Source organism: Mesorhizobium sangaii (assembly GCF_014207355.1).
Taxonomy (GTDB): domain Bacteria; phylum Pseudomonadota; class Alphaproteobacteria; order Rhizobiales; family Rhizobiaceae; genus Mesorhizobium; species Mesorhizobium sangaii.
Genome location: NZ_JACHEF010000001.1, coordinates 1671009 through 1694051 on the forward strand (window position 1 = coordinate 1671009; position 23043 = coordinate 1694051).

Below are 23043 nucleotides of genomic sequence, written 5' to 3' on the forward strand. Positions count from 1 at the left end.
CTCCCAGGACGGGTCGAGCCTATCAGCCCGCCGGGATGGTGGAAATCCCGTCGATGGTACTGGAGAGCAACCTTAGCTGACGATGGCCGCCATCTTCGCGGCCACATCGCGCAACAACGCCTCATCCGCCGCCGCGCGCTTCTTCCTTGACGCCACCAGGCAGGCCTGCGAGCGCAGGACGAGGCCGTCGCCGAGCACCTTGAGATGATTGGCGCGCAGCGTGGAGCCGGTGGTGGTGATGTCGACGATGACATCGGCCAGGCCCGCCGCCGGCGCCCCTTCGGTGGCGCCGAGGCTCTCGACGATGCGATAGACCTGGATGCCGTGTTTTTGCGAGAAGAACTGCTGCGTCAGCCGCCAATATTTGGTGGCGATCCTGAGCCGCCGGCCATGGCGCTGACGAAAATCGGCAGCGACATCGTCAAGATCCGCCATGGTGTCGACGTCGAGCCAGATGTCGGGCACGGCGACCACGACATCGGCATTGCCGAAGCCGAGACGAGCGACGATTTCGGCGCGGGTTTCCCAGTCGGCAAGGTTCTCGCGCACCAGGTCCTCGCCGGTGATGCCGAGATCGACCGCGCCCTGGCCGATCTCGCCGGCAATCTCGGAAGCCGACAGGAAGGCCACTTCGATGCTTTCCCAGCCTTCGATGCGGGCGCGATAGGAGCGCTGGTCGCCAGGCAGGCTGACGGCGAGCCCAGCCTTGGCCAGCACGTCCAGCGCCTGCTCCTTGAGCCGGCCTTTCGACGGGATTGCCAGCGTGATCATGGCGCCGTCTCCCGCAATGCGTCGATGCGGTCGAGCCAGACGGAAAAGCCGACGCCGGGGATCGGCGCCTTGGCGCCAAGCAGCGTCAGCAGACGGTCGTAACGGCCGCCACCGACGAGCGGGCGTTCGCCATCTTGCGCCGCGATTTCGAAGACCAGGCCGGTGTAATAGTCGAGTGGACGGCCGAAAGCGGCGTCGTAGCGGATACTTCCCGTCGGCAAGCCATGCGCTTCGATCGCCTTGGCGCGGGCGGCGAAATTCTCCAGTGCGGCGCCCAGCGAGAGCCCGGCGCCGCCGGCGAAGGTCGCCAATGCCTGGGCCGCGCCATCGAGCGGCACATCGATCGCAAGAAAACTCTTCAGCGCCGCGAAGGCCTCGTTGGACAGCCGCACGCTGCGCAATTCGGCCTTCTCGATCAGCCGCCGTGCAATGTCGGCCGGCGAACGCCCGGCGGAAGCCGACAGGCCGGCTTCTTCCATGCCATTGGCGATATGCGCGGACAGACCTTCGAGATCGCCGTCGAGAACGAGCGCGGCGACCGGACCGGAGAGCTGGCCGTTGCGGGGCGGGTTGGCGAGATCGGCGAGCGCCGCCTGCAGCATCGGCGCCGAGCCGAAGGCACGGGCAAGACGCATGCGCCAACCGCGCGGCAGGCCAAGGGCCGCCAGCACGGCCTCGAAAATGGTCTGGTCGCCGAGGGTGATCGCCAGCGCCTGGCCGGGCAGCACAAGGGCAAGCAGCGCATGCGCGTCGGCCAGCGAGCGGGCATCGGCTTCGGCGGTGTCGCGATCGCCCAAATCCTCGATGCCGGCCTGGAAGAACTCGTTGCCGCCTTCGCGGCGCTGGCGAAACACCTCGCCGAGATAGGAATAGCGGCGCGGCGTGCCGGCCTGCGATCTTATGTGGTCGAGACAGACGGGAATGGTGAACTCCGGCCGCAGGCACAGCGCCTGACCGGTCTCGCTTTCGGTGAGAAAAATACGCCGGCGCAGATCCTCGCCGGCCATGTCGAGGAAGGGGTCCGCCGGCTGCAGCACGGCGACTTCGACGGCATGCGTGTTGCGCGTGGCGAAGAGGTTGATGATGTCGGCTGATATGGCGGGGTAGCGGGACGTCATCGATCAGACGGGCGCGAGGCACCCCCCTCTGGCCTGCCGGCAATCTCCCTCTCAAGGGGGGAGATTGGATGTCGAGTAGGCTTTCGCCAATCTCCAGCGCTGAAGAAGAGGCGCCGAGCCTCAAGCTGCCAATCTCCCCCCTTGAGGGGGAGATGGCCGGCAGGCCAGAGGGGGGTGTTCAAGCGCCACCTTTCGCGCGATCAGCCGCCTGCGCCGCCAGGATCTTCTTCACCTCTGCTACCAACTCACTTTCCGCCACCGTCACCTGCGCTGGACGTGCGGCGCGCCATTCGGCGTTGTCTGATATTTCGGCCGACATGCGGGCGCCCTCGATCAGGTCCTTGATCTGCAGCTCGCCCTTGGCGCGCTCGTCGCCGCCCTGGATGATTGCCACCGGGCAGCCGCGCCGGTCGGCATATTTGAGCTGCGCCTTCATGCCGGCGCCGCCGAGATACATTTCAGAACGGATGCCGGCGGCGCGCAGCTCGCTCACCATCTTCTGGTAGCGGCCGAGGCTGTCGGTGTCCCTGTCCATGACCAGCACGACGACGGGCGCGATCACATCCGCGCTGTCGAGCTTGCCGAGGTTTTTCAGTGCGGTCATCAGCCGGGAGACGCCAATGGAGAAACCGGTCGCCGGTACCGGCTCGCCGCGAAAGCGCGAGACGAGGCCATCATAGCGGCCGCCGCCTCCGACAGAGCCGAAGCGGACGATCTGGCCGTCCTCATTGGGGATCTCGGCCAGCAACTCGGCCTCGAAAACGGGGCCGGTGTAGTATTCAAGGCCGCGCACGACGGAACGGTCCATGGCGATACGGTCTTCGGCGTATCCCGCAGCCCGGACCAGGGCTTCGATCGTCGAGAGCTCGCCGACGCCTTCCTGATAGACCGCATTCGTGCTGACGCTGGAATCCTGGCCGGCCTGTGTGTTCCTTGCTGTTGCGCGAAGCACCGCCTCGGCTTGTCCGTCATTCAACCCGGCGCCCTTGGCGAAATCGCCCTCGCCTTCCTTGCCGCCATCCCAACGCCCCGGCCCAAGCAGAAGTCTCACGCCTTCGGGCCCCAGCTTGTCCAACTTGTCGATCGCCCGCAGCACCGTCAGCCGGCGGCCGACATTGTCGTCGCCGCCAAGGCCGATCGCCTCCAGGACGCCGTCCAGCACCTTGCGGTTGTTGACGCGGATGACGTAGTCGCCGCGCTTGATGCCGAGCGCTTCCATCACGTCGGCCATCATCATCGCCATCTCGGCGTCCGCCGCCACGCCCGGCGTGCCGATCGTGTCGGCATCGAATTGCATGAACTGGCGGAAGCGGCCGGGGCCTGGCTTCTCGTTGCGGAACACCCAGCCGGAGCGGTAGCTGCGATAGGGCTTGGGCAGGCGCTCGTAATTCTCGGCGACAAAGCGCGCCGTCGGCGCGGTCAGGTCGTAGCGCAGCGACAGCCACTGGTCGTCATCGTCCTGGAAGGAGAAGACGCCTTCGTTCGGCCGGTCCTGGTCGGGCAGGAACTTTCCCAGCGCATCGGTGTATTCGATCAGCGGCTGGTCGGCCGGTTCGAAGCCGTAGAGCTCATAGACCGAGCGGATCGTCGTCATCATCTTCTCGACGGCGCGAATGTCTTCCGCACTGCGGTCGGCAAAACCGCGCGGCAGCCGCGCTTTCGTCTTTTCCGATTTGTCGGCCATGGGATGGGTACTCGGTGTTTCGTGGCGCTGTGCGATAGGAAATTTCCTATTTCCGCAGCGCGCGTGTCCTAACCGATGCAGCTTTGTGCGGCAAGGGTTTGCCGCCTTGCCTCTCCCTGCCGGGAGAAGATCGAACCGAACCACCCTGAAACAAGAACGCACCGAAAATGAAACAATCCCGCCATGGCTACGGCATCGTGCCGACACAATCGCAGCCGATAAGTCGCGCCGACACGAAGGGTTCGGGCCATGACCAGCGCAGCAAGATTCCATGCCGTCGACGGCGGCGCAGGCGAAGTGCCCGCGCGCCTGCGTCCAGCCGACCTCCACGCCCGGCAAATGGTCAGCCAGGCTGCTGGTCCGTTCGAGATACCGGCCGACACCGGCAAGGGACCATCCATGCGCGACGCATTGATGACCGGCCTGCTGGTGATCTACCCGACCGTGGCCACGGTGGTGGCGATTGTCGCCGGGCTTTTCCTGGCCAGCGCCAACGGCACCTGAAAGATACCCCCACCCGCGCCGTCGGGCGACTCCCCACAAGGGGGGTGCAAGCGCCGCTACTTCGGCCGCTTGAAAGCCTTCCGCTCTTTCTCGACTTGCTTGCGGCAGACACAGCCCTCGAGATGGTCATTGACCAGGCCCATGGCCTGCATGAAGGCGTAGACCGTGGTCGGGCCGACAAAGCTCCAGCCGCGCTTCTTCAGCTCCTTCGAAATGCGAACCGAGACCGCCGTGGTCGGGTTGGCGCGCAGATGGGCGAGGTCGACGATTTCGGGACGCTCGTCCTTGCCGGGTTCGAACTTCCAGAACCAGGCGGCCAGCGAGCCGAATTCATCGGCCATCTCGCGGGCGCGCTTGGCGTTGTTGATGGTCGAGACGATCTTGCCGCGATGGCGGATGATGCCGGCATTGCCTAGCAGGCGCTCGACATCCTTGTCGGTGAAGGCGGCGACCTTGTCGAATTCGAAATTGGCGAAGGCCTCGCGAAAATTCTCCCGCTTGCGCAGGATGGTCAGCCACGAAAGGCCCGACTGAAAACCTTCGAGGCAGATCTTTTCGAACAGCCTGCGGTCGTCCGCCACCGGCCGGCCCCATTCATGATCATGGTAGTGCAGATAGTCGGGCAGGTTGCCGTGCCAGAAGCAACGCGCGACACCGTCGGGGCCGGCAAGCAGGCCGGTGTTTTCTTTTTCCATAGCCAAAAACCCGTTCGTTAATACGCCTTTGCGCTGCATTTACTGCGGCTTTACCAGATTCCTGAACCCGGCGGTAACCACACCAAAAGGTTTACTGACAACGGCGCATTTTACGCATTCCGATTCATGTTTCGGTTGCTGCTTGCGCGCCAATGATCGCCGAACCGGGGGGCGTTCCACCCGGTTGTTTCAGACAATCAAGGTGCGTTCCGATGAAGACAGTTCTGTTTCCCGTGCTCGGCGCCGTGGCTGTTTTTGCCGCAGGCGTCACGCCTTCAACCGCTGGCGACCGCTATGCCGACAGGCCGCCGGTGATGGTGAGCCCCGACCTTTCCGCCCCCTGGGTGCTGCAGCTTGGCCATGCGCCCGGCATCGTGCGCCAGAACCGCCAGGTCGTGCAGCAGCCGCGCCTGCGCTACGCGCAGCCGGGGCAGCCCGACCGGGTGCAGACGGCGGCCGTGCAGCCGCCATCCAAGCGCATGGTCATGCGTCCACAGATCAACCCGATCTACCTGCCGCAGGAAGTCGCCTATGACGGCCCGCAGAAGCCGGGCACGATCGTCATCGATACGACGCAGAATTTCCTCTTTCTGGTCGAGAAGAACGGCAAGGCACGGCGTTACGGCGTCGGCACCGGCAAACCCGGCTTCGAATGGTCGGGCACGCACAAGATCACCAATAAGCGCGAGTGGCCGGACTGGCGCCCGCCGGCGCAGATGATCAAGCGCGAAGCCGCCAAGGGCCGCTACCTGCCGACCTATCTGGCTGGCGGCCTGGAGAACCCGCTCGGCGCACGCGCGCTCTATATCGGCACGACCGAATATCGCATCCACGGCACCAACCAGCCATGGACGATCGGCGGCGCGGTGTCGTCGGGTTGCATCCGCATGCGCAACGAGGACGTCGTCGACCTCTATGAACGGGTCAATGTCGGAACCACGGTCGAGGTGATATAGTTCGAATTGCGAATCACTTGGCCGGCAAGCACCTCGCTTTTGACGGCCAGTCCAGGAGATAACGGGGGACGGGCCGTATGGGGATGCGGCCAGTCAGGAAGGGCAGCACGGGAAACCGCGTTGCCCTTTCCGTTTCGACCGGAGCCTGACGATCAGCGGGGCACTCCCTGGTCGGCACGTCGCGCAAAAAGCATGACGGTTCGCTTTCGCGCTGCCCTTGGCGATGTTCTTTTGCTATGTCGGCGGCAACCAAGCAAAAGAGTTCACCCATGTCCCTGTCCGACGACAGCCGCTATCTCAAGGGCGGCCCGGTTGCCCAGCGCATCATCGCCGCCGTGCGCGAGGATGCAGCGATCGCCAAAGCCGAGGGGTTTCCGCCCAAGCTGATCTCGATCACCGTCGGCGATACCGCGGCGGTGGATGTCTACGTGCGCAACCAGCGCGCCAAGGCGCAACTGGCCGGCATCGATTTCGAGGAACGGCGCTTTCCCGCCACCATCACATCAGGCGAACTGGAAGCGGCCATCCACGGACTGAACGCCGATCCGCGCGTCACCGGCATCATCATCCAGCGGCCGGTGCCGGCACATATCCCGGTCCGGACGCTGCAGGCGGCGGTGCATCCGCTCAAGGATGTCGAGGGCATGCATCCGGCTTCGATCGGCAACATCGTCTACAACCAGCTCGACCTCGCGCCCTGCACGGCCGCCGCCTCGGTCGAGCTGCTGAAGGAGACTGGACTCGATCTCAAGGGGCTGGAAGTCGTCATCGTCGGCCACTCCGAAATTGTCGGCAAGCCGATCGCCTTCCTGCTGATGAGCGAAGGCGCGACGGTGACGGTCTGCCACCACATGACCCGATCGGTTGCCGCGCATGCCCGTCGCGCCGACGCACTGTTCGTCGCCGTCGGCAAGCCGCGGCTGATCAAGGCCGACATGGTCAAGCCGGGTGCGGCGGTCATCGACATCGGCATCAATTCCGAAATCGGGCCTGACGGGTCCAGCCGCATCGTCGGCGACGTCGACACCGAGAGCGTCCGCGAAGTCGCCTCCTGGATCACGCCGGTGCCGGGCGGCGTCGGCCCGATCACGGTCGCGATCCTGCTGCGAAACACGATGGTGGCGCTCAGCCGGCAGCGCGCGCTCTACGAGGCGACCTACGGCACGGTTGACAGGCTGGCGGCCGAGTAAGCACCGAGACAGGCCGCAGAGGTCTACTCCGCAGCGATCACGCTGTCTTCCGCAACGCCTTCCGGCTTCGGCCCGCCGTAGGCCCAGTCGAGCAGCTTTATCGTGTGCACCACCGGCATCTTCGCCGCGGATGCGATCTGGGTTATGCAACCGATGTTGCCGGTGGCGACGATCGAGGCCCCCGTCGCCTCGATGTTTTTCACCTTGCGGTCGCGCAGCCTGGCCGAAATCTCGGATTGCAGGATGTTGTAGGTGCCGGCCGATCCGCAGCACAGATGTCCCTCGCGCGGTTCGCGCACCATGAATCCGGCCTTGGCCAGCAATTCCTTCGGCTGGCGGGTGATCTTCTGGCCGTGCTGCATCGAACAGGCCGAGTGATAGGCAACGATCGTGCCCGGCTTGCGCACCGGTTCGGGCAGGTTGATGCCGGCCAGATACTCGGTGATGTCCTTGGCCAGCGCCGACACCCGCGCGGCCTTGTTGGCATAGGCCGGATCGAGACGCAGCATGAAGCCATAATCCTTGATCGTCGTGCCGCAGCCGGATGCGGTGATGACGATGGCATCGAGCCCGCTTTGTTCGATGGCGCGCGTCCAGGCGTCGACATTTTGCCTCGCCGAGGCAAGCGCTGCCTGCTCCCGCCCCGTGTGATGAACCAGCGCACCGCAGCAGCCCTCGCCCGGCGGCACCACGACCTCGACGCCGAGCCGCGTCAGTAGCGAAATCGTCGTTTCGTTGATGGCGGGATCAAGCACCGATTGCGCGCAGCCGGTGAGGATGGCGACGCGGCCTTTTTTGGTCCCTTGCCCGGCATGGATACCCGGCGAGGCCATCGGTGACGTTTTGGGGATCGACGCCGGAGCGAGCTTGAGCATTGCGCTGAGCGGCTTCAGCGCCGGGACCTTCTCGAACAGGCCGATTAACGGCTTGCCCAGTCTCGCCAGCCTGAGTGCTGCGCGAAAACGCGCGGGATAGGGCAGCACGAAGGCGAGCATGGTGCGGGTCAGGCGGTCGAGCAGCGGGCGCTTGTAGGTCTCCTGGATGTGGGCGCGGGCGTGGTCGACCAGATGCATGTAGTTGACGCCCGAAGGACAGGTGGTCATGCAGGCAAGGCAGGACAGGCAGCGGTCGATATGGGTGACGATCTCCTTGTCGGCCGGGCGACCGTTCTCCAGCATGTCCTTGATCAGGTAGATGCGGCCGCGCGGCGAATCGAGCTCGTTGCCGAGCGTGACATAGGTCGGGCAGGTGGCGGTGCAGAAGCCGCAATGCACGCATTTGCGCAGGATCTTCTCGGATTCCGCGACATGCGGATCGGCAAGCTGGGCAAGCGAAAAATTGGTCTGCATCGCGCTAAGTCCTAACCCATGCGGCCGGGATTGAGGATGTTTCTAGGGTCGAATTCCTGCTTCAGCCGCGCGCTAAGTGCGGCCAGCGCCGGCGCCTGCGGCTCGAACACCGGCAGGGCGGCGCGATGGGAAGGGGCGGCGCGCACCAGCGTCGCATGGCCGCCGCCATGTTTTCTCAACAGCCCGCGCAGCAAAGCAGCCTCCGGATCACCCTCTTCCATGCGCAACCACAGCAGCCCGCCCTGCCAGTCATAGAAGGCGCTGACGGCTGCCTGCATGCGCAGCGTCAGAACCATCTGGTGGCCTTCTCCCGGCGTCATCGACACGCGCCAGACCGGTTTCTCGCTGCCATCGGCGAAGGGCCTGCAATCGCGCACATCGCGCCACATCAGCCGTGAAGCCTCGCCGGAAATCTCTTCCAGTGGCCCGGCCTTGCCGAGCAGCGTTTTCAGCGCGGCGATGCGATAGGCGACGGAGGGGCCAAAACCTTCAACGCGCAGCAAAGTCGCGGCCTCGCTGCCAAGCGTGCCGCCAGCGACGCGCGCGGCGATCCGCTCCGGCAGATGGGCGGCACTCGACACTTCGGCGCTGGAACCAAGCGCCAGGGCCATGGCGGCAGCAGCCGCGTCGTCGAGCAGGCCGCGGACGGCGAGCGTGACCTCGGTCTCGGCGGCGGGCAGCACCTTGAAGGTGACGTCGGTGAGCACGGCCAGCGTGCCCCAGCTGTTGGCCATCAACTTCGACAGATCGTAGCCGGTGACGTTCTTGACCACGCGGCCGCCGGACTTGAACGCCTCGCCGCGGCCTGAAACGGCATTGATGCCCAGGATATGATCGCGCGCCGCGCCCGCCTTCAACCGGCGCGGGCCGGAAAGGTTTGCGGCAAGCACGCCGCCGATGGTGCCTTTGCCAGGCTGCCCCCCGAGCAGCGGGCCGTAATCCATCGGCTCGAAGGCGAGTTGCTGGGCGTTTTCCGCCAGCAGCCTTTCGATGTCGGCCAGCGGCGTGCCGGCCTTGGCCGACAGCACCAGTTCGGCGGGCTCATAGAGCGTAACGCCGCTGAGGTTCGACAGGTCGAGCGTGTGTTCGGTCTGCAGCGGACGACCGATGCCGCGCTTGGAACCATGGCCAAGGATTTCGAGCGGCGATTCCTCCGCCGCCGCCCAGGCAACGGTGGACACGACTTCGTCCGATGTGGTCGGGGTGAGTGTGGTCATGGCTATTTCTGGTTCGCCCCCGTGAAGCGAGGGAGAGGTGGCTCGGGCAAAGCCCGAGACGGAGAGGGGGCAATCATAGAGCGTCGCCTCCGATCTTCCTGGCCGCGAAAACGAACCTCGGGTCTGAGGCGATGACATCCTGGTGGAGTTGTCCTTCCAGTGCCGCAAGAACTGTCTCCCAAACGCTCCGAGGACTCCTCAGCACATCGACGTTCCAAAAACGCAACATCGAGAACCCCTCACCCCGCATGAATTCGTCACGTCGCCTGTCATAGAAACTCTCGGCATGCTGACTTCCGTCCAGCTCGATGACCAGCTTTTTGCTGCGACAGGTGAAGTCGGCGAAGTATGGCCCAATCGGCATCTGACGCACGAACTTGTAGCCACCAAGCCGTTTGGCCTTCAGCTCGTTCCAAAGGGTTGCTTCCGCCGGATTGTCACCATGCCGGAGCACGCGAGCACGCGCGATCTTTTCCGGCGAACGCCCGCTCGGCATGTCGGGCGTCCCCCTCTCCGTCTCGGGCTTTGCCCGAGCCACCTCTCCCCCGCTCTGCGGGGGCGAGGAACCCCCATTCCGATGGGCCGTCACACTCAAAACCTCGGAATGTCCGGAAACGGCAGCTTGCCGCCGGAAATGTGCATGCGGCCGAGTTCGGCGCAGCGGCGAAGCTGCGGGAAGACCTTGCCGGGATTCAAAAGATGATTGGGGTCGAAGGCGCATTTGACCCGCATCTGCTGGTCGAGGTCGATCTGGTTGAACATCTCCGGCATCAGGTCGCGCTTCTCGACGCCCACGCCGTGTTCGCCGGTGAGCACGCCGCCGACCTTGACGCACAGCCGCAATATGTCGGCGCCGAAGCTTTCGGCCTTGTCGAGTTCGCCCGGCACATTGGCGTCGTAAAGGATCAGCGGATGCAGATTGCCGTCGCCGGCGTGAAAGACATTGGCGACGCCGAGACCGTAAGTCTCCGACAGCTCGCGCATGCCGGCAAGCACGCGCGGCAGTTCCTTGCGCGGGATGGTGCCGTCCATGCAGTAATAGTCGGGCGAGATACGGCCAACCGCCGGAAAGGCCGCCTTGCGGCCAGCCCAGAAGCTCAGACGCTCCTGCTCCGACTGCGAGATGCGGCAGGTGGTCGAGCCGTTCTTGTAGGCGATTTCTTCGACAAGGCCGATCAGGTGATCGACCTCGACGCTCGGCCCGTCGAGCTCGACGATCAGCAGCGCCTCGACATCCAGGGGATAGCCGGCATGGACGAAGTCCTCGGCGGCATGGATCGCCGGCCGGTCCATCATTTCCATGCCGCCCGGAATGATGCCGGCGCCGATGATGTCGGCGACGCACTGGCCGCCCTGCTCGCTGGTCGGAAAGCCGATCAGCAGGGCGCGTGCGGTCTCCGGCTTTTTCAGGATGCGCACGGTGACTTCGGTGACGACGCCGAGCAGGCCTTCGGAGCCGGTCATGACGCCGAGCAGGTCGTAACCTTCCGCGTCAAGGTGACTGCCACCGAGCCGCACCACCTCGCCATTCATCAGCACCATCTCGATGCCGAGCACATTGTTGGCGGTGAGGCCGTACTTCAGGCAGTGCACGCCGCCGGAATTTTCCGCCACATTGCCGCCGATCGAGCAGGCGATCTGGGAGGATGGATCGGGGGCGTAGTAGAAGCCCTCCTGCTCGACGGCGGTGGTGATGCCGAGATTGGTGACGCCCGGTTGGGCGACAACGACGCGGTTGGGGAAATCGATCGCAAGAATGCGGTTGAAGCGGCTCATGACCAGCAGCACCGCGTCTTCCAGCGGCAACGCGCCGCCAGACAGCGAGGTGCCGGAACCGCGCGGCACGACACGGATGTTGCGGTCGTTGCAGTATTTCAGCACGCGGGAAACCTGCGCCACCGTCTGCGGCAGCACGACGACCAGCGGCAGCTGCCGATAGGCGGTCAGGCCATCGCTCTCGAAGGCCCGCATGGAATTGGCGGCGTCGACAACGCCCTCGCCCGGCACGATGATGCGCATGTCGGCGACGATCTCGTCGCGCCGGCGCATCGTGGCGTCGTCTGGTTTCGGCATGGCCAGGCCGGACATCAGCAGCCTCGTTTCGCTTGACTGGTCAAAATCTTTTACCAGTGAAGCGCGGCGGTTGCAAATCCCGCTTTGGTGGAAAGTCCAAAGTTGCGGTCGGACGGGCTTCCGCAGCGGCAATCTGCCGCTGCGGATACAAGTCTTATTCGCCCGCCAGCTTGCTGGGCTCGGAATGCATCCGACGCACGCGGCGCACGCCCCACCAGACCAGCAGAATGGCGACTGGTACCGAAGCCGCGGTGACGACCTCCGGCGCGAAGGCATGGCCGAAGATGGAGGCGCCCTTGGCGACATAGCCGACGAGGCCGACCACATAGTAGGAGACAGCGGCGACCGAGAGACCTTCGACGGTCTGCTGCAGGCGCAGTTGCAGGCGGGCGCGGTTGTTCATCGACGCCAGCAGGTCGCGGTTCTGCTTCTCGACCTCGACATCGACCCAGGTGCGCAGCAGCGTCGTGGCGCGGGTCAGCTTGCGCGACAGATTGGCCTGGCGCTCCTCGACCGAGCGGCAGGTGCGCATGGCCGGTGCGACGCGGCGCTGCAGGAACCCGCCCCAGGTGTCGTAGCCGGGCACGGCTTCTTCCTCGAGCGCTTCCAGGCGCTCGACGACGATGCCGTCATAGGCGCGGCTGGCGCCGAAACGGTAGAGGCTCGACGCGGCGTCCGCCTCCAGCTCGGCGGCAAGCTCGGTCAGGTCGGCCAGCAGCGTCTGGCTATCGCGGGTTTCGGCGACCTTCATTTCCAGCGTGGTCTGCGCCAGCCTGTCCTCGATGCGGCGGGCGCGGCCGGACAGCGTCAGCGCCAATGGCAGGCCAAGCATGGCCAGTGTTCGGTAGGTTTCGATGTCGATCAGCCGTTGCGACAGCGCCCCAGTGCGCGCCGGCGTCAGGCCGCGGTCGAGCACCAGCATGCGGGTCATGCCGTCGCCATCCTGGCGGAAATCGGTGACGATGGCGGCGTTGCCGCGTTCGACCAGCGAATAGCACAGGCTGGTTGGATCAAAGCCGGCGATCAGCCGCTCGCTCGCCTGCGTCCATTTGCGGATTTCGAGCCTGATCCCCGAGATGACGGTTCCCGGCGGCGAAAATCCGTTGCCGAACGGCGAGTCCTCCTGCGCCCTGCCGCTTTCGGAGAGCGGGCCTTCCCACAGATAGGTCGAGAATTCCGTGTGCCGCTCCCAGCGCAGCGAGCCCTTGCCCCACTTCATGGCGTGGTGGCGGGCCTGGCGGTCGGGCGCGGCAATGCCGAGGCGCCGCGACAGTTCGGACAGCACCGCATGGTCGACACTGGATCCGCCCTCGGTCATGAAGGCGAGTTGCACCAGGACACGCGGCTTTTCGATCAGCGGATGCGGCCGGGCATGAACCTCGCCGAGCGCACCGGGCCGGCCTTCATGCGCGGGAAAACCCATGACGCTGCCCTTGGCGCGCGGCAGGAACTCGAGATTGGACGGGTCGTCTGACACGGCTTGTCCCCCGGGGTTCTCTAGACCCTCTTACATTGCGTCCCTCTAGGGCCAATGGCCAGATGACGCAAACAACAAAGTTTAGCCGAAGACGATATGGCGTCAGGTGACAGAATCGACCCGCTTCGGCCAATTGGATAAATAATTTGACCAGTTGGCGACGCAGGCTTTATCCTGCCCGACAGCGGTTCACCTTCCAGGCATTCTTTTGAGCGACATTTTTTCCAGGATCGAGCATTCGCGCACCGCCGACGAGGTGGTGCAGCAGATCGAGGGCCTCATCCTCGAAGGCGTGCTGCGCACCGGCGACCGGTTGCCGGGCGAGCGCGAACTTGCGCGCCAGTTCGACGTGTCGCGGCCGATCCTGCGCGATGCGCTGAAGGCGCTCGAAGGGCGCGGCCTTTTGACGACCAAGGCCGGCGGCGGCACGCATGTCGCCGACATCATCGGCCAGCTGTTCACCAAGCCGGTGGCGGACCTGATCTCGATGCATCGCAAGGCGGTGGCCGACTATCTGGAATACCGCCGCGAGATCGAGGGCGTCGCGGCCGAATATGCGGCGCGACGCGCCACGCCGGAGGATCTGGCGCTGCTCGACCGCATCATGGCGCGCATGGACGAAGCGCACCGGACCGGCGATTTCGACGACGAAGCCGAGATCGATGTCGAGTTCCACCACGCGATCTGCGAGTGCGCGCACAACATCCTGCTCTTGCACACGCTGCGCTCCTGCTACCGGCTGCTGTCGGAAGGCGTGTTCCAGAACCGGCTGCTGGTGTTCACCGTGCCCGGCGCGCGCGACGCGCTGCTTGCCCAGCACCGGGCGATCCATGCCGCTGTGAAGGCCGGTGACCCTGCGGCCGCGCGGCAAGCGGCGATGGACCACATGATCTATGTCGAGCGGTCGATGGCCGAGGCCGAGCGCAGCGGCGACTGGCAACGCGTCTCGCGGCTGAGGCTCAGGCAACGCTCTGAAGGGGCCAGATGAACCCACACGCTCCCAGGACTGATAAGCGGGGACCCTCATGAGCCAAATCCTCACCATCGCCGATCTCAAGGACCTCGCGCGCCGGCGCGTGCCAAAAATGTTCTTCGAATACGCCGATTCCGGCGCCTGGACTGAAAGTACCTACCGGGCCAACGAGGAGGATTTCGCCAAGATCAAATTCCGCCAGCGCGTGCTGGTCGACATGAGCAACCGCTCGCTGGAATCGACCATGATCGGCGAAAAGGTGGCAATGCCGGTGGCGCTGGCGCCGACCGGCCTGACCGGCATGCAGCATGCCGATGGCGAGATGCTGGCGGCGCAGGCGGCCGAGGAGTTCGGCGTGCCATTTACCCTGTCGACGATGAGCATCTGCTCGATCGAGGACGTCGCCTCGGTGACCAAGAAGCCATTCTGGTTCCAGCTCTACGTGCTGCGCGACAAGGATTTCGTGCTCGACCTGATCGACCGGGCAAAGGCGGCGAAGTGCTCGGCGCTGGTGCTGACGCTCGACCTGCAGATACTCGGACAACGCCACAAGGATGTCCGCAATGGACTTTCGGCGCCGCCCAGAATGACGCTGGCCAACATCGCCGACATCGCCATGCGCCCGCGCTGGTGGATGGGCATGGCCGGCACCAAGCGCCGCACCTTCCGCAACATTGTCGGCCATGCCAAGGGCGTCGGCGACGTCGCCTCGTTGTCCTCCTGGACGACCGAGCAGTTCGATCCGCATCTGTCGTGGAAGGATGTCGCCTGGATCAAGGAACGCTGGGGTGGCAAGCTGATCCTGAAAGGCGTTCTCGACAAGGAAGATGCGCTGATGGCGGCCAAGACCGGCGCCGACGCCATCATCGTCTCCAACCATGGCGGGCGCCAGCTCGACGGCGCGTCGTCTTCGATCATGGCGCTGGAGGAGATTGCCGACGCGGTCGGCGACACGATCGAAGTCCACATGGATGGCGGCATCCGCTCCGGCCAGGACGTGCTGAAGGCGCTCTGCCTCGGCGCCAAGGGCACCTATATCGGCCGGCCATTTCTTTACGGCCTGGGTGCGCTCGGCAAGGAAGGAGTTACCAAGGCATTGGAAATCATCCGCAAGGAGATGGACATCACGCTGGCTCTGTGCGGAAAGCGTCTGGTCACCGACATGGGCAAGGACCAGCTCCGGCGCTAAGTCCGTGACAGCCTGACCACGGAGACGGCGCAGAGTTGGCAGAACCCGGCATCCATTTTCTCGACGCGCATGGGCCGGAAGGTGTGCGTCTTTATGCGATCGGTGACGTGCATGGCCGGCTCGATCTGCTGGCCGCCATGCATCAACGCATAGAGGATGAGATCGAGCGGGATTTGCCTGCCGACTGGCGTGTCATCCATCTCGGCGACTATGTCGACCGTGGACCGGATTCCAAAGGCGTCATCGACTTCCTGATCGAGGCGCGAGAGCGCGACTCGCGCCATGTGATGCTGGCCGGCAACCACGACGTCGGCTTTCTCGACTTTCTCAAGAAGCCCGACCCGGAAGGGCTTTTCATCCGTTTCGGCGGCATCCAGACGGCGCTGTCCTACGGCGTGGCAATCAGCGAAGGCACCAGCATGTGGTTCGGCAAAGCCGAGGCCGCCGTGCGCAAAGGACATGAATCCCTGGTCGAGGCGGTGCCGCAAACCCACATCGATTTTTTGCGATCGCTGCGGCTTTCGCTGACGCTCGGAGATTTCTTCTTCTGCCATGCGGGCATCAGGCCGGGCATCGCGCTGGCAAGGCAAAACCCGCAGGATCTGATGTGGATCCGCGACATCTTCCACAATTACCAGGGCCTGTTCCCGAAGATCGTGGTGCACGGGCACACGCCGGTGCCGGAAGCGGAAGTGATGGCCAACCGCGTCAATGTCGACACGCTAGCCTGGCAATCAGGCATGCTCACCGCGCTCGTCGTCGACGGCCCGGACAAACGCATCCTGACGATCACGATCAAGGAGCCTGGGACGACAAAGGAAGCGTGAGCGGCGCGTCCGAGGACGCGAAAACGCTCCGGCTTTTAGCGAAGCGAGGCGGTTACGCCGTAGCCGTCGACGGCGTTGTGGTTGTTGGCTGCGTCGGCGGAATAGATGCCGAGGCCGCACAGCACGATGGCGGACAACATGGCAAAGGACAGAAGCGCTGCTTTCACGGACGTCATCTCTTGTTGAGCTTGCTGCATCTGTGCACCAGGCGGTTACCAATGCGTTGAAACGGAGAATTCGCTTCAAAGTTTCGACGATTTCGCGCTTCTAGGCGCGTTCTGTATCGACGGTGTGTCGCGCGGGTCACACCAAAGGTTCATCGCGGTTGCACAGCCGATGCAGAGCGCGCGCCTTCTAGGATGACGGGCGGACACAAGCCAAGGATGAAAGGTGTTTTCCCCAGCCGGTTTCACCGCCGCGTGCCAATTATGTCACGCGGCGAGGCGCCAAGGGTTGGACGCTCAGATCGTTGCGACCCAGGCGCGGGCAATGGCCAGGCCGGCAGCGTCGGCGTCGGGCCCGTTGCGGGCCATTTCGCCATCGAGCTTGCCGGCCCAGTCGGGGTGGCGCGCGGCGATGGTCGGGGCAAAGGAGGTGCTCCAGTCCTGCACCATCGGGCGGTCGGCCTCGAAATGGAACTGGAAGCCGTAGACCGCGCGGCCAACGCGAAACGCCTGGTTCTCGGCGACATCGTTACCGGCAAGCCGCACGGCGTTCTCCGGCAGCACGAACGTGTCGTCGTGCCACTGGAAGATCGGGAATTTTTCCGGCAACGCGCCCAGCACCGGATCGGCCCTGGCGTCCGGCGTCAGCGACACGCCGTGCCAGCCGAACTCGTTGGCGCCACCGATGCGGTTCTCGCCACCGAAGGCGCGGGCAACGAGCTGACTGCCCAGGCAGATGCCGAGCACTGCACGGTCCTTGTCGGCGAAATCACGGGTCAGTTCGAGCAGAGCCGGGAAATAGGGGTAGTCGTCATCGTCCAGTGCATTCTGGCCACCGCCGAGCACCACCATGGCATCGTGCCCGGCCGCATCATCCGGCAGCGGATCGCCCTTGTAGGGCAGGCGCAGATCGAGGTCGGCGCCCGCTTCCGCCAGAGCCGCGCCTACCTGGCCAAGGCCGGTATTGTCGTAGTTCTGGACCACCAGCACCCGCATCGCAAAAACCCTGCTGACATGAAAATGATGCGACGAGCGATATCATGCCGCCTGCATTGCAGCCAAGATGCGTGTTGCGGGAGAAAGCTATGCCACTGCAGAACCGGGTCGATCCGTTCGGCGCCATCCACGCCGTGCCCGAGCGCGGGCTGTTCACCGGAAATCGCGGCATCATCCATGATCCCGAGACAAAGACATTGCTGAAAAAGCGCTGGGCGCTTCCGGCCTGGATCGTTTGCGTCTGCCAATTCCGCGGCGTGCGGCGAGAGCCGATGGGGCGTAACCGGAAGAGCGACGACCATTTGGGTGGCAAAGCGGGCTGGACCGAGCTGTTCTTCCTCGACGAGGTGACGGCACTGGCAGCCGGGCATCGGCCCTGCTTCTTTTGCCAGCGCGAACGGGCCAAGGATTTCGTCGGCCGCTTCGGCGATGCCTACGGCATTGCCGAGCCACGCGCGCCGCAGGTCGACAAGCGGCTGCACAAGGAGCGACTGGCGTCCGGTGGCAAGCCGCCGATGCTGGCCCTAAAGGAGCTTGCCTGTCTTCCCGACGGTGCGATGCTTGCTGATGGCGGCACCGCCTATGCCTTGCGCGGCGGCAAAGCGCTGCGCTGGTCCTTTGCCGGATATGGCCCACCCGGCGATTTCAGCCTGCTCGAAAGCCAGGTGCTGGCGCTGCTGACGCCGGCCACCACGCTCGCCGTCCTGCAGCATGGCTTTCGGCCGGCGTGGCATCCGACCGCCGAGGCTTGACGCCGGCGGGCGGCTCGCTCATTCCTCGGCGATGCGCGCCAATTACAAGATGCAACGCCTGTTCGTGCCCGACGATCTCGGGCCAGAGATCGAGTTCGACGCCGGTCAGCAGCAGAGCCACTATCTCCTGCATGTGTTGCGGCTTGGAGAAGGCGCCGAAATCCTGGTGTTCAACGGCCGTGACGGCGAGTGGTCGGCGGCCATTGCGGCGAAATCAAAAAGGGCGGTGCGCCTGAAGGTGTTGGCGCTGCAACGGCCGCAGCCGCCGCTGCCCGATCTCACATACTGCTTTGCGCCGCTGAAGCAGGGCCGGCTCGACTATCTCGTGCAGAAGGCGGTCGAGATGGGCGCCGGCATCCTGCAGCCGGTCATCACCCAGCACACGCAAGTGGCCAAGCCCAGTATCGATCGCCTGCGCGCCAATGTCGTCGAAGCCGCCGAACAATGCGGCATCCTGGCGGTGCCGGAGGTGCGCGAAGCGGAAAAGTTCGACCGCCTGCTGACCGGCTGGGACAGAGAGCGGCGGCTGATCTTCTGCGACGAGGACGCCTCGACCAACAATCCGCTGCCGGCTCTGCAGGCGGTCAGGGAAAAGAAACTTGGGCTGCTGGTCGGGCCCGAAGGCGGCTTTTCCGATGACGAGCGCAAGATGCTGCGCGCCCTGCCCTTCGTGACAGCCATTCCACTCGGACCGCGCATCCTGCGCGCCGACACGGCGGCGGTGGCGGCACTTGCGGTGATCCAGGCAACCGTCGGAGACTGGTGAGACTTCATTTCTTGCAAGGGACGGAGAGCGCCGTATCGTTCAATTCCTGTTGACCTGTGGCTCAGGATTTTTCGCTTGATCGACTACTGACATTTCGTCCATCTAGCGCCGGCGGTCGTGCGGCCGTCCTATAGCGCCGCGCGTCCTTTCGGACGCGCAAAGGACGCTGTAGCATTTTGAAGGGGCACGTGATCCTTTCCGAAAATCGAAAGCCGATTTTCGGGATCACGTGCGGAGGGCTTTGTCATGGCGCGCGACACTACCGATTTCCGCCCGATCGAAGGCGTCGATGAGCTCGTCGAGCATCTGGCCGAAGGCAACAAGCCGCGCGACAAGTGGCGCATCGGCACCGAGCACGAGAAATTCCCGTTCTATGTCGATGGCAACGCGCCCGTGCCCTATGGCGGCGAGCGCGGCATCCGCGCCATCCTCGAAGGCATGCAGCAGAAACTCGGCTGGGATCCGATCATCGATGACGGCCGCATCATCGGCCTGGTCGAGCCGACCGGCCAGGGTGCGATTTCGCTGGAACCCGGCGGGCAGTTCGAGCTGTCAGGCGCGCCGCTGGAGACGATCCACCAGACCTGCCGCGAGGGCAATGCGCATCTGGCGCAGGTGCGCGAGATCGCCGAGCCGATGGGCATTCGCTTTCTCGGCCTTGGCGGAAGCCCGAAATGGTCGCTGGCCGAGACGCCGAAAATGCCGAAGTCGCGCTACGAGATCATGACGCGCTACATGCCAAAGGTGGGCACCAAGGGTCTCGACATGATGTACCGCACCTGCACGATCCAGGTGAACCTCGACTTCGAGAGCGAAGCCGACATGCGGCGCAAGATGCAGGTATCTCTGAAGCTGCAGCCGCTGTCGACGGCATTGTTCGCCAATTCGCCGTTCACCGAGAGCCGGCCAAATGGATTGCAGAGCTGGCGCGGCGACATCTGGCGCGACACCGACAACCGGCGCTCGGGCCTGCTCGAATTCTGCTTCTCGCCCGATTTCGGTTTCGCCGATTATGTCGAATGGGCGCTCGACGTGCCCATGTATTTCGTCATCCGCGACGGCCATTATCACGACATGACGCACATCACCTTCCGCCAGTTCATGGCCGGGGCCGCCCGCAATGAAGTGCCGGACGGGCTGCCGACGATGGGCGACTGGGCGAACCATTTGTCGACGCTGTTCCCGGACGTGCGGCTGAAGCGTTTCCTCGAGATGCGTGGCGCCGATGGCGGGCCGTGGCGGCGTATCTGCGCGTTGCCGGCTTTCTGGGTCGGATTGCTCTATGACGAGGCAGCGCTCGATGCCGCCGAGGCACTGACCTCAAGCTGGACATATGACGAAGTGCTGGCGATGCGCAACGCGGTGCCGGAACAAGGCATTTCCGCGCCCTTCCGCAACACCACGCTGCGCGAGATCGCCCGCGACGTGATGGTCATCTCACGCATGGGTCTGAAGAACCGTGGTCGCAAGAACCGCGACGGCTACGATGAAACCTCGTTCCTCAACACGCTCGATGAAGTCGTCGCACGCGGCACCACCAGCGCCGAGGAGATGCTCTCCGCCTACCACACGCGCTGGGGCGGCTCGATCGAGCCGGTATTCATGGAATACGCCTATTGACCCTGCAAGCGTCGGCGCGGCCGATTGATTGGCAAAAGCCGCTTCAATCGGCCATCGAAACGAATTAGGCTCTCCACCCTAGGATTTCCCGGAGGAGAAAGCCGATGCCTACCTTGTTCGATATGCTGGCGCAGGCCCAGAACGGCAACGGCATGCAGGCCCTTGCCCAACAATACGGCCTGTCGATGCAGCAGACACAGGCGGCCGTTGCCGCTCTGCTGCCGGCCTTTTCGCAGGGGCTGCAGCGCAACACTGCCGATCCCTATGGGCTCGGCGCCTTCATGACGGCAATGGCAAGCGGCCAGCACGCCAAGTATTTCGAGGACGCAACCCGAGCCTTCTCGCCGCAAGGCGTCGATGAGGGCAACGGGATTTTGGGGCACCTGTTCGGCTCGAAGGACCTGTCGCGGGCCGTGGCCAGCCAGGCGGCGCAAGCCAGCGGCGTCAGCCAGCAGATCCTGCAACAGATGCTGCCGGCGATCGCCTCTATGGTCATGGGCGGGCTGTTCAAGCAGACGACAAACCAGATGCAAGCCGCTGGCGGCCTCGGCGGCGGCAACAATCCGCTCGGCGAGATCATCGAGCAGATGATGCGGCAAAGCGGCATGCAAGCCCCCGCTCCACAGCCACGCCAGGCACCGCAGCCCCAGAATCCGATGGACAACCCGCTCGGCAAGGTTTTGCAGGACATGTTCGGCGGCGGCGCCCCGCAGCCGCAAAGCCAACCGCAGCCGGCACCCAATCCCTATGGCGACAATCCGCTCGGCAAGGTGTTGCAAGATATGTTCGGCGGTGGGGCGTCGCAGCCGCGGCAATCGCAACCGCAGCAGACCCAGAGCCCCTATGGCGACAACCCACTGGGCAAGATCTTCGAGGAGATGCTGCGGCAAGGCGGCGGTGGCGGCTTCGGCGGGGGCGGACAGCCCAAACCGCCACAGCCACAGGCACCACCGCAGCAGCCGCAGCCGCAGACCAATCCGAGCGGCCGGCCGAGGAACCCGTTCGACGACCTGTTCGGCAAGATGTTCGAGACCGGCGCCCAGCAGCGTGACGAGTATCAGAAGGGCGTGGAAACGATCTTCGACCAGTTCAAGCGGGATATGGATCGGCGGTAGCCTGATTGGTCCTTCAAAAGAAAAGCCCGGTCCTGGGAGGACCGGGCCAGAGTGCAGGCGGGCCGGCGGGGATCCGGCAGGGAGTGGGGGCCTGCATGCTCGTCAGTCGCGTCGAACCTTAAAAAGGTTCACGGCAACCGATGCGATAGCAACCAAGCTAGGCTATCAGGCCACCTTGCGGGCGAGATCCTCGATCGTTTCTACGCGATCGCTGGCGATTGCGCGCAAGATCTTCGTCGGATCGCGGCCAAACGGTATGTCGATGGCGACATGGAGGTCGGCGCGGGTCAGGCCGATATCGGCGAGTTCGGAATCCGACATCTCGCCAAGGCGATAGAAGGCGCGGCGGTTTTTCCAGGCGCGGTAAACGTTGGAGACGGTGTTTGCCACGCGCGTCGCAACGGCCGGACGCGAGGTGATGCGCGAGGTCTTGGTGGCGAAATCAAACGTGGTCATGTCGGTCTCCTTCAGACTCGAACGGACAAAGCCCTGCCATCGGCGCTGGCGACAGCGGCCGTTTCGGCTTCGATTCACATGCCTTCATGTGGACAATCACAATTTGCCATCGACCGATTGATTAATCCAACGAATGTTTCTAATCCTAGGCATCAACACTAGTGATGGATTGGACCCGATGAAAGCGCCACTCGATCTCGATCAGTTGCAGACCTTCATCTCGATTGCCGACACCGGCAGCTTTACGCGGGCGGCCGAAGAGGTGCACCGGACCCAGTCGGCGGTGTCGATGCAGATGCGCCGGCTGGAGGAGCGAATCGGCAAGCCGCTGTTCGAAAAGGACGGGCGCACCAACAGGCTGACCGAGGAAGGCGACAAGCTGCTCTCCTACGCGCGGCGGCTGCTCTATCTCAACCGCGAAACGCTGGCCGCCTTCGACGACCGGCGGCTCGAAGGCACGATCCGCATCGGTACGCCCGACGACTATGCCGATCGTTTCCTGCCCGAGATCATGGCGCGGTTCACGCGCTCCAATCCGCGCGTCGAACTGACCGTCATCTGCGAGCCGACGCCAGGACTGGTCGAGCATATCAAGCGCGGCAATCTCGACCTGGCGCTGGTGACGCACAATGATGTACGCGGCCAGTCGGAGGTGGTGCGGCGCGAGCCGCTGCTGTGGGTCACCTCCGCCAACCATGCGACGCACGAGCAGCAGACGCTGCCGATGGCCTTTGGCCGGCCGAATTGCATCTGGCGGCGCGCCGCCGTCGATGTGCTCGACCAGCAGAACCGCGACTATCGCATCCTGTTCACCAGCTTCTCGGCAACCGTCATCACCGCGGCTGTGCTTTCCGGCCTGGCGATCTCGGTGTTGCCGGAATGCGCGCTCAGGCCCGGCATGCGGGTGCTGGGTGAAGCCGACGGCTTCGGCGCCCTGCCCGATTGCCGCATCGGCATCATGCGCGGCCAGACGTCGCGGCCGGAGATCGTCGATGCGCTTGCCCGCCACATTTCGGAAAGCCTGGACAATATTTCCGTGCCGATCGGTGAAGAGACCGGGACATTCGACTTCGCCGCCCTCGCCTATGCCAAGATGAAGCGGACGAAGCCGAACCAGATCCTGCCGGGCTGGTAGGCCAGATCCTCCCTGA

Annotated in this window: 23 protein-coding genes; 11 read left to right on the forward strand and 12 right to left on the reverse strand. The window is 64.4% G+C overall.

Annotated features, from left to right (window positions below):
• Positions 1 to 72 precede the first annotated feature (72 nt).
• The 3 genes from hisG to hisS all read right to left on the reverse strand — a co-directional run bounded on the left by hisG (position 73) and on the right by hisS (position 3573).
• Complete coding sequence (gene hisG, locus HNQ71_RS07910) at positions 73 to 771, reverse strand: ATP phosphoribosyltransferase (RefSeq protein ID WP_184871946.1); 699 nt, start codon at positions 769 to 771, stop codon at positions 73 to 75.
• On the reverse strand, positions 768 to 1889 hold the full coding sequence (locus HNQ71_RS07915) for an ATP phosphoribosyltransferase regulatory subunit (protein ID WP_184871948.1): 1122 nt from the start codon (positions 1887 to 1889) through the stop codon (positions 768 to 770). The genes hisG and HNQ71_RS07915 overlap by 4 nt, the downstream gene beginning before the upstream one ends.
• A gap of 178 nt (positions 1890 to 2067) precedes the next feature.
• Positions 2068 to 3573 carry a histidine--tRNA ligase gene (gene hisS / locus HNQ71_RS07920; protein ID WP_184871950.1) on the reverse strand — a complete coding sequence of 502 codons (1506 nt, stop codon included), beginning with the start codon at positions 3571 to 3573 and terminating at the stop codon, positions 2068 to 2070.
• Positions 3574 to 3822: 249 nt separating this feature from the next.
• On the opposite strand from hisS, the gene HNQ71_RS07925 reads away from it, so the two are divergent.
• The gene (locus tag HNQ71_RS07925; protein ID WP_184871951.1) at positions 3823 to 4077 is read left to right on the forward strand and encodes a hypothetical protein; all 255 of its coding nucleotides are present in this window, start codon (positions 3823 to 3825) and stop codon (positions 4075 to 4077) included.
• Positions 4078 to 4133: 56 nt separating this feature from the next.
• On the opposite strand, the gene HNQ71_RS07930 is transcribed toward HNQ71_RS07925, so the two are convergent.
• Positions 4134 to 4772, reverse strand: coding sequence for a DNA-3-methyladenine glycosylase I (locus HNQ71_RS07930; protein ID WP_184871953.1), 639 nt, complete (start codon positions 4770 to 4772; stop codon positions 4134 to 4136).
• Between the two features lie 212 nt (positions 4773 to 4984).
• On the opposite strand from HNQ71_RS07930, the gene HNQ71_RS07935 reads away from it, so the two are divergent.
• Together HNQ71_RS07935 and HNQ71_RS07940 are read left to right on the forward strand one after the other, a co-directional pair.
• Positions 4985 to 5728 carry a L,D-transpeptidase gene (locus tag HNQ71_RS07935; RefSeq protein ID WP_184871955.1) on the forward strand — a complete coding sequence of 248 codons (744 nt, stop codon included), beginning with the start codon at positions 4985 to 4987 and terminating at the stop codon, positions 5726 to 5728.
• 269 nt (positions 5729 to 5997) lie between these two features.
• Entirely contained in the window at positions 5998 to 6918 is a 921-nt protein-coding gene (locus HNQ71_RS07940) for a bifunctional 5,10-methylenetetrahydrofolate dehydrogenase/5,10-methenyltetrahydrofolate cyclohydrolase (RefSeq protein ID WP_184871956.1), read from the forward strand.
• A gap of 23 nt (positions 6919 to 6941) precedes the next feature.
• On the opposite strand, the gene glcF is transcribed toward HNQ71_RS07940, so the two are convergent.
• The 5 genes from glcF to HNQ71_RS07965 form a co-directional block, all read right to left on the reverse strand.
• Positions 6942 to 8267 (reverse strand): glycolate oxidase subunit GlcF, encoded by a 1326-nt coding sequence (glcF, locus tag HNQ71_RS07945; protein ID WP_184871958.1) that lies wholly within the window; start codon positions 8265 to 8267, stop codon positions 6942 to 6944.
• 11 nt (positions 8268 to 8278) lie between these two features.
• Positions 8279 to 9484: an FAD-binding protein gene (locus tag HNQ71_RS07950; RefSeq protein WP_184871960.1), complete on the reverse strand. Its 1206-nt coding sequence runs from the start codon at positions 9482 to 9484 to the stop codon at positions 8279 to 8281.
• A gap of 73 nt (positions 9485 to 9557) precedes the next feature.
• Entirely contained in the window at positions 9558 to 9980 is a 423-nt protein-coding gene (locus tag HNQ71_RS07955) for an endonuclease domain-containing protein (RefSeq protein ID WP_184871962.1), read from the reverse strand.
• Between the two features lie 95 nt (positions 9981 to 10075).
• Positions 10076 to 11572 carry an FAD-linked oxidase C-terminal domain-containing protein gene (locus HNQ71_RS07960; RefSeq protein ID WP_184871964.1) on the reverse strand — a complete coding sequence of 499 codons (1497 nt, stop codon included), beginning with the start codon at positions 11570 to 11572 and terminating at the stop codon, positions 10076 to 10078.
• Between the two features lie 139 nt (positions 11573 to 11711).
• The gene (locus HNQ71_RS07965; RefSeq protein ID WP_184871966.1) at positions 11712 to 13034 is read right to left on the reverse strand and encodes a DUF3422 family protein; all 1323 of its coding nucleotides are present in this window, start codon (positions 13032 to 13034) and stop codon (positions 11712 to 11714) included.
• 208 nt (positions 13035 to 13242) lie between these two features.
• Here HNQ71_RS07965 and HNQ71_RS07970 point away from each other — a divergent pair, with 208 nt between their 5' ends.
• Genes HNQ71_RS07970 through HNQ71_RS07980 form a run of 3 tightly spaced genes read left to right on the forward strand, consistent with a single transcriptional unit; the run spans position 13243 to position 16023 of the window.
• The gene (locus HNQ71_RS07970; protein WP_184871968.1) at positions 13243 to 14022 is read left to right on the forward strand and encodes an FCD domain-containing protein; all 780 of its coding nucleotides are present in this window, start codon (positions 13243 to 13245) and stop codon (positions 14020 to 14022) included.
• A gap of 37 nt (positions 14023 to 14059) precedes the next feature.
• Positions 14060 to 15196: an alpha-hydroxy acid oxidase gene (locus HNQ71_RS07975; RefSeq protein WP_184871970.1), complete on the forward strand. Its 1137-nt coding sequence runs from the start codon at positions 14060 to 14062 to the stop codon at positions 15194 to 15196.
• A gap of 35 nt (positions 15197 to 15231) precedes the next feature.
• Positions 15232 to 16023 (forward strand): metallophosphoesterase, encoded by a 792-nt coding sequence (locus HNQ71_RS07980; protein WP_184871971.1) that lies wholly within the window; start codon positions 15232 to 15234, stop codon positions 16021 to 16023.
• Between the two features lie 35 nt (positions 16024 to 16058).
• Here the strand turns inward: HNQ71_RS07980 and HNQ71_RS35460 are convergent, their stop codons facing one another.
• Both HNQ71_RS35460 and HNQ71_RS07985 read right to left on the reverse strand, forming a co-directional pair.
• A complete protein-coding gene (locus tag HNQ71_RS35460; RefSeq protein WP_257784452.1) occupies positions 16059 to 16190 on the reverse strand; it encodes a hypothetical protein in 132 nt (43 codons plus the stop codon).
• A 294-nt stretch (positions 16191 to 16484) separates the two neighbouring features.
• On the reverse strand, positions 16485 to 17183 hold the full coding sequence (locus HNQ71_RS07985) for a type 1 glutamine amidotransferase (RefSeq protein WP_184871973.1): 699 nt from the start codon (positions 17181 to 17183) through the stop codon (positions 16485 to 16487).
• Positions 17184 to 17272: 89 nt separating this feature from the next.
• Between HNQ71_RS07985 and HNQ71_RS07990 the strand changes: the two genes are divergently transcribed.
• The 4 genes from HNQ71_RS07990 (at position 17273) to HNQ71_RS08005 (ending at position 21436) form a co-directional block, all read left to right on the forward strand.
• On the forward strand, positions 17273 to 17935 hold the full coding sequence (locus tag HNQ71_RS07990; protein WP_184871975.1) for a hypothetical protein: 663 nt from the start codon (positions 17273 to 17275) through the stop codon (positions 17933 to 17935).
• Positions 17936 to 17966: 31 nt separating this feature from the next.
• Complete coding sequence (locus HNQ71_RS07995; RefSeq protein WP_184871976.1) at positions 17967 to 18701, forward strand: 16S rRNA (uracil(1498)-N(3))-methyltransferase; 735 nt, start codon at positions 17967 to 17969, stop codon at positions 18699 to 18701.
• Between the two features lie 246 nt (positions 18702 to 18947).
• Complete coding sequence (locus HNQ71_RS08000) at positions 18948 to 20321, forward strand: glutamate--cysteine ligase (protein WP_184871978.1); 1374 nt, start codon at positions 18948 to 18950, stop codon at positions 20319 to 20321.
• Between the two features lie 104 nt (positions 20322 to 20425).
• Positions 20426 to 21436 (forward strand): DUF937 domain-containing protein, encoded by a 1011-nt coding sequence (locus tag HNQ71_RS08005; protein ID WP_184871980.1) that lies wholly within the window; start codon positions 20426 to 20428, stop codon positions 21434 to 21436.
• A gap of 165 nt (positions 21437 to 21601) precedes the next feature.
• On the opposite strand, the gene HNQ71_RS08010 is transcribed toward HNQ71_RS08005, so the two are convergent.
• Positions 21602 to 21892: a DUF1127 domain-containing protein gene (locus HNQ71_RS08010; RefSeq protein ID WP_184871982.1), complete on the reverse strand. Its 291-nt coding sequence runs from the start codon at positions 21890 to 21892 to the stop codon at positions 21602 to 21604.
• A gap of 178 nt (positions 21893 to 22070) precedes the next feature.
• Between HNQ71_RS08010 and HNQ71_RS08015 the strand changes: the two genes are divergently transcribed.
• Positions 22071 to 23027 (forward strand): LysR substrate-binding domain-containing protein, encoded by a 957-nt coding sequence (locus HNQ71_RS08015; protein WP_184871984.1) that lies wholly within the window; start codon positions 22071 to 22073, stop codon positions 23025 to 23027.
• Positions 23028 to 23043 lie beyond the last annotated feature (16 nt).

Excerpts from the sequence above, each read along its gene's own strand:
- hisG (WP_184871946.1), bottom strand. The coding sequence starts at position 771 with ATGATCACGCTGGCAATCCCGTCGAAAGGCCGGCTCAAGGAGCAGGCG.
- HNQ71_RS07930 (WP_184871953.1), bottom strand. The coding sequence starts at position 4,772 with ATGGAAAAAGAAAACACCGGCCTGCTTGCCGGCCCCGACGGTGTCGCG.
- HNQ71_RS07960 (WP_184871964.1), bottom strand. The coding sequence starts at position 11,572 with ATGTCCGGCCTGGCCATGCCGAAACCAGACGACGCCACGATGCGCCGG.
- HNQ71_RS07985 (WP_184871973.1), bottom strand. The coding sequence starts at position 17,183 with ATGCGGGTGCTGGTGGTCCAGAACTACGACAATACCGGCCTTGGCCAG.
- HNQ71_RS08005 (WP_184871980.1), top strand. The coding sequence starts at position 20,426 with ATGCCTACCTTGTTCGATATGCTGGCGCAGGCCCAGAACGGCAACGGC.
- HNQ71_RS07990 (WP_184871975.1), top strand. The coding sequence starts at position 17,273 with ATGCCACTGCAGAACCGGGTCGATCCGTTCGGCGCCATCCACGCCGTG.
- HNQ71_RS07975 (WP_184871970.1), top strand. The coding sequence starts at position 14,060 with ATGAGCCAAATCCTCACCATCGCCGATCTCAAGGACCTCGCGCGCCGG.
- HNQ71_RS08000 (WP_184871978.1), top strand. The coding sequence starts at position 18,948 with ATGGCGCGCGACACTACCGATTTCCGCCCGATCGAAGGCGTCGATGAG.
- HNQ71_RS07925 (WP_184871951.1), top strand. The coding sequence starts at position 3,823 with ATGACCAGCGCAGCAAGATTCCATGCCGTCGACGGCGGCGCAGGCGAA.
- HNQ71_RS07940 (WP_184871956.1), top strand. The coding sequence starts at position 5,998 with ATGTCCCTGTCCGACGACAGCCGCTATCTCAAGGGCGGCCCGGTTGCC.
- HNQ71_RS08010 (WP_184871982.1), bottom strand. The coding sequence starts at position 21,892 with ATGACCACGTTTGATTTCGCCACCAAGACCTCGCGCATCACCTCGCGT.
- HNQ71_RS07915 (WP_184871948.1), bottom strand. The coding sequence starts at position 1,889 with ATGACGTCCCGCTACCCCGCCATATCAGCCGACATCATCAACCTCTTC.
- hisS (WP_184871950.1), bottom strand. The coding sequence starts at position 3,573 with ATGGCCGACAAATCGGAAAAGACGAAAGCGCGGCTGCCGCGCGGTTTT.
- HNQ71_RS07935 (WP_184871955.1), top strand. The coding sequence starts at position 4,985 with ATGAAGACAGTTCTGTTTCCCGTGCTCGGCGCCGTGGCTGTTTTTGCC.
- HNQ71_RS07955 (WP_184871962.1), bottom strand. The coding sequence starts at position 9,980 with ATGCCGAGCGGGCGTTCGCCGGAAAAGATCGCGCGTGCTCGCGTGCTC.
- HNQ71_RS07995 (WP_184871976.1), top strand. The coding sequence starts at position 17,967 with ATGCGCGCCAATTACAAGATGCAACGCCTGTTCGTGCCCGACGATCTC.
- HNQ71_RS07950 (WP_184871960.1), bottom strand. The coding sequence starts at position 9,484 with ATGACCACACTCACCCCGACCACATCGGACGAAGTCGTGTCCACCGTT.
- glcF (WP_184871958.1), bottom strand. The coding sequence starts at position 8,267 with ATGCAGACCAATTTTTCGCTTGCCCAGCTTGCCGATCCGCATGTCGCG.
- HNQ71_RS08015 (WP_184871984.1), top strand. The coding sequence starts at position 22,071 with ATGAAAGCGCCACTCGATCTCGATCAGTTGCAGACCTTCATCTCGATT.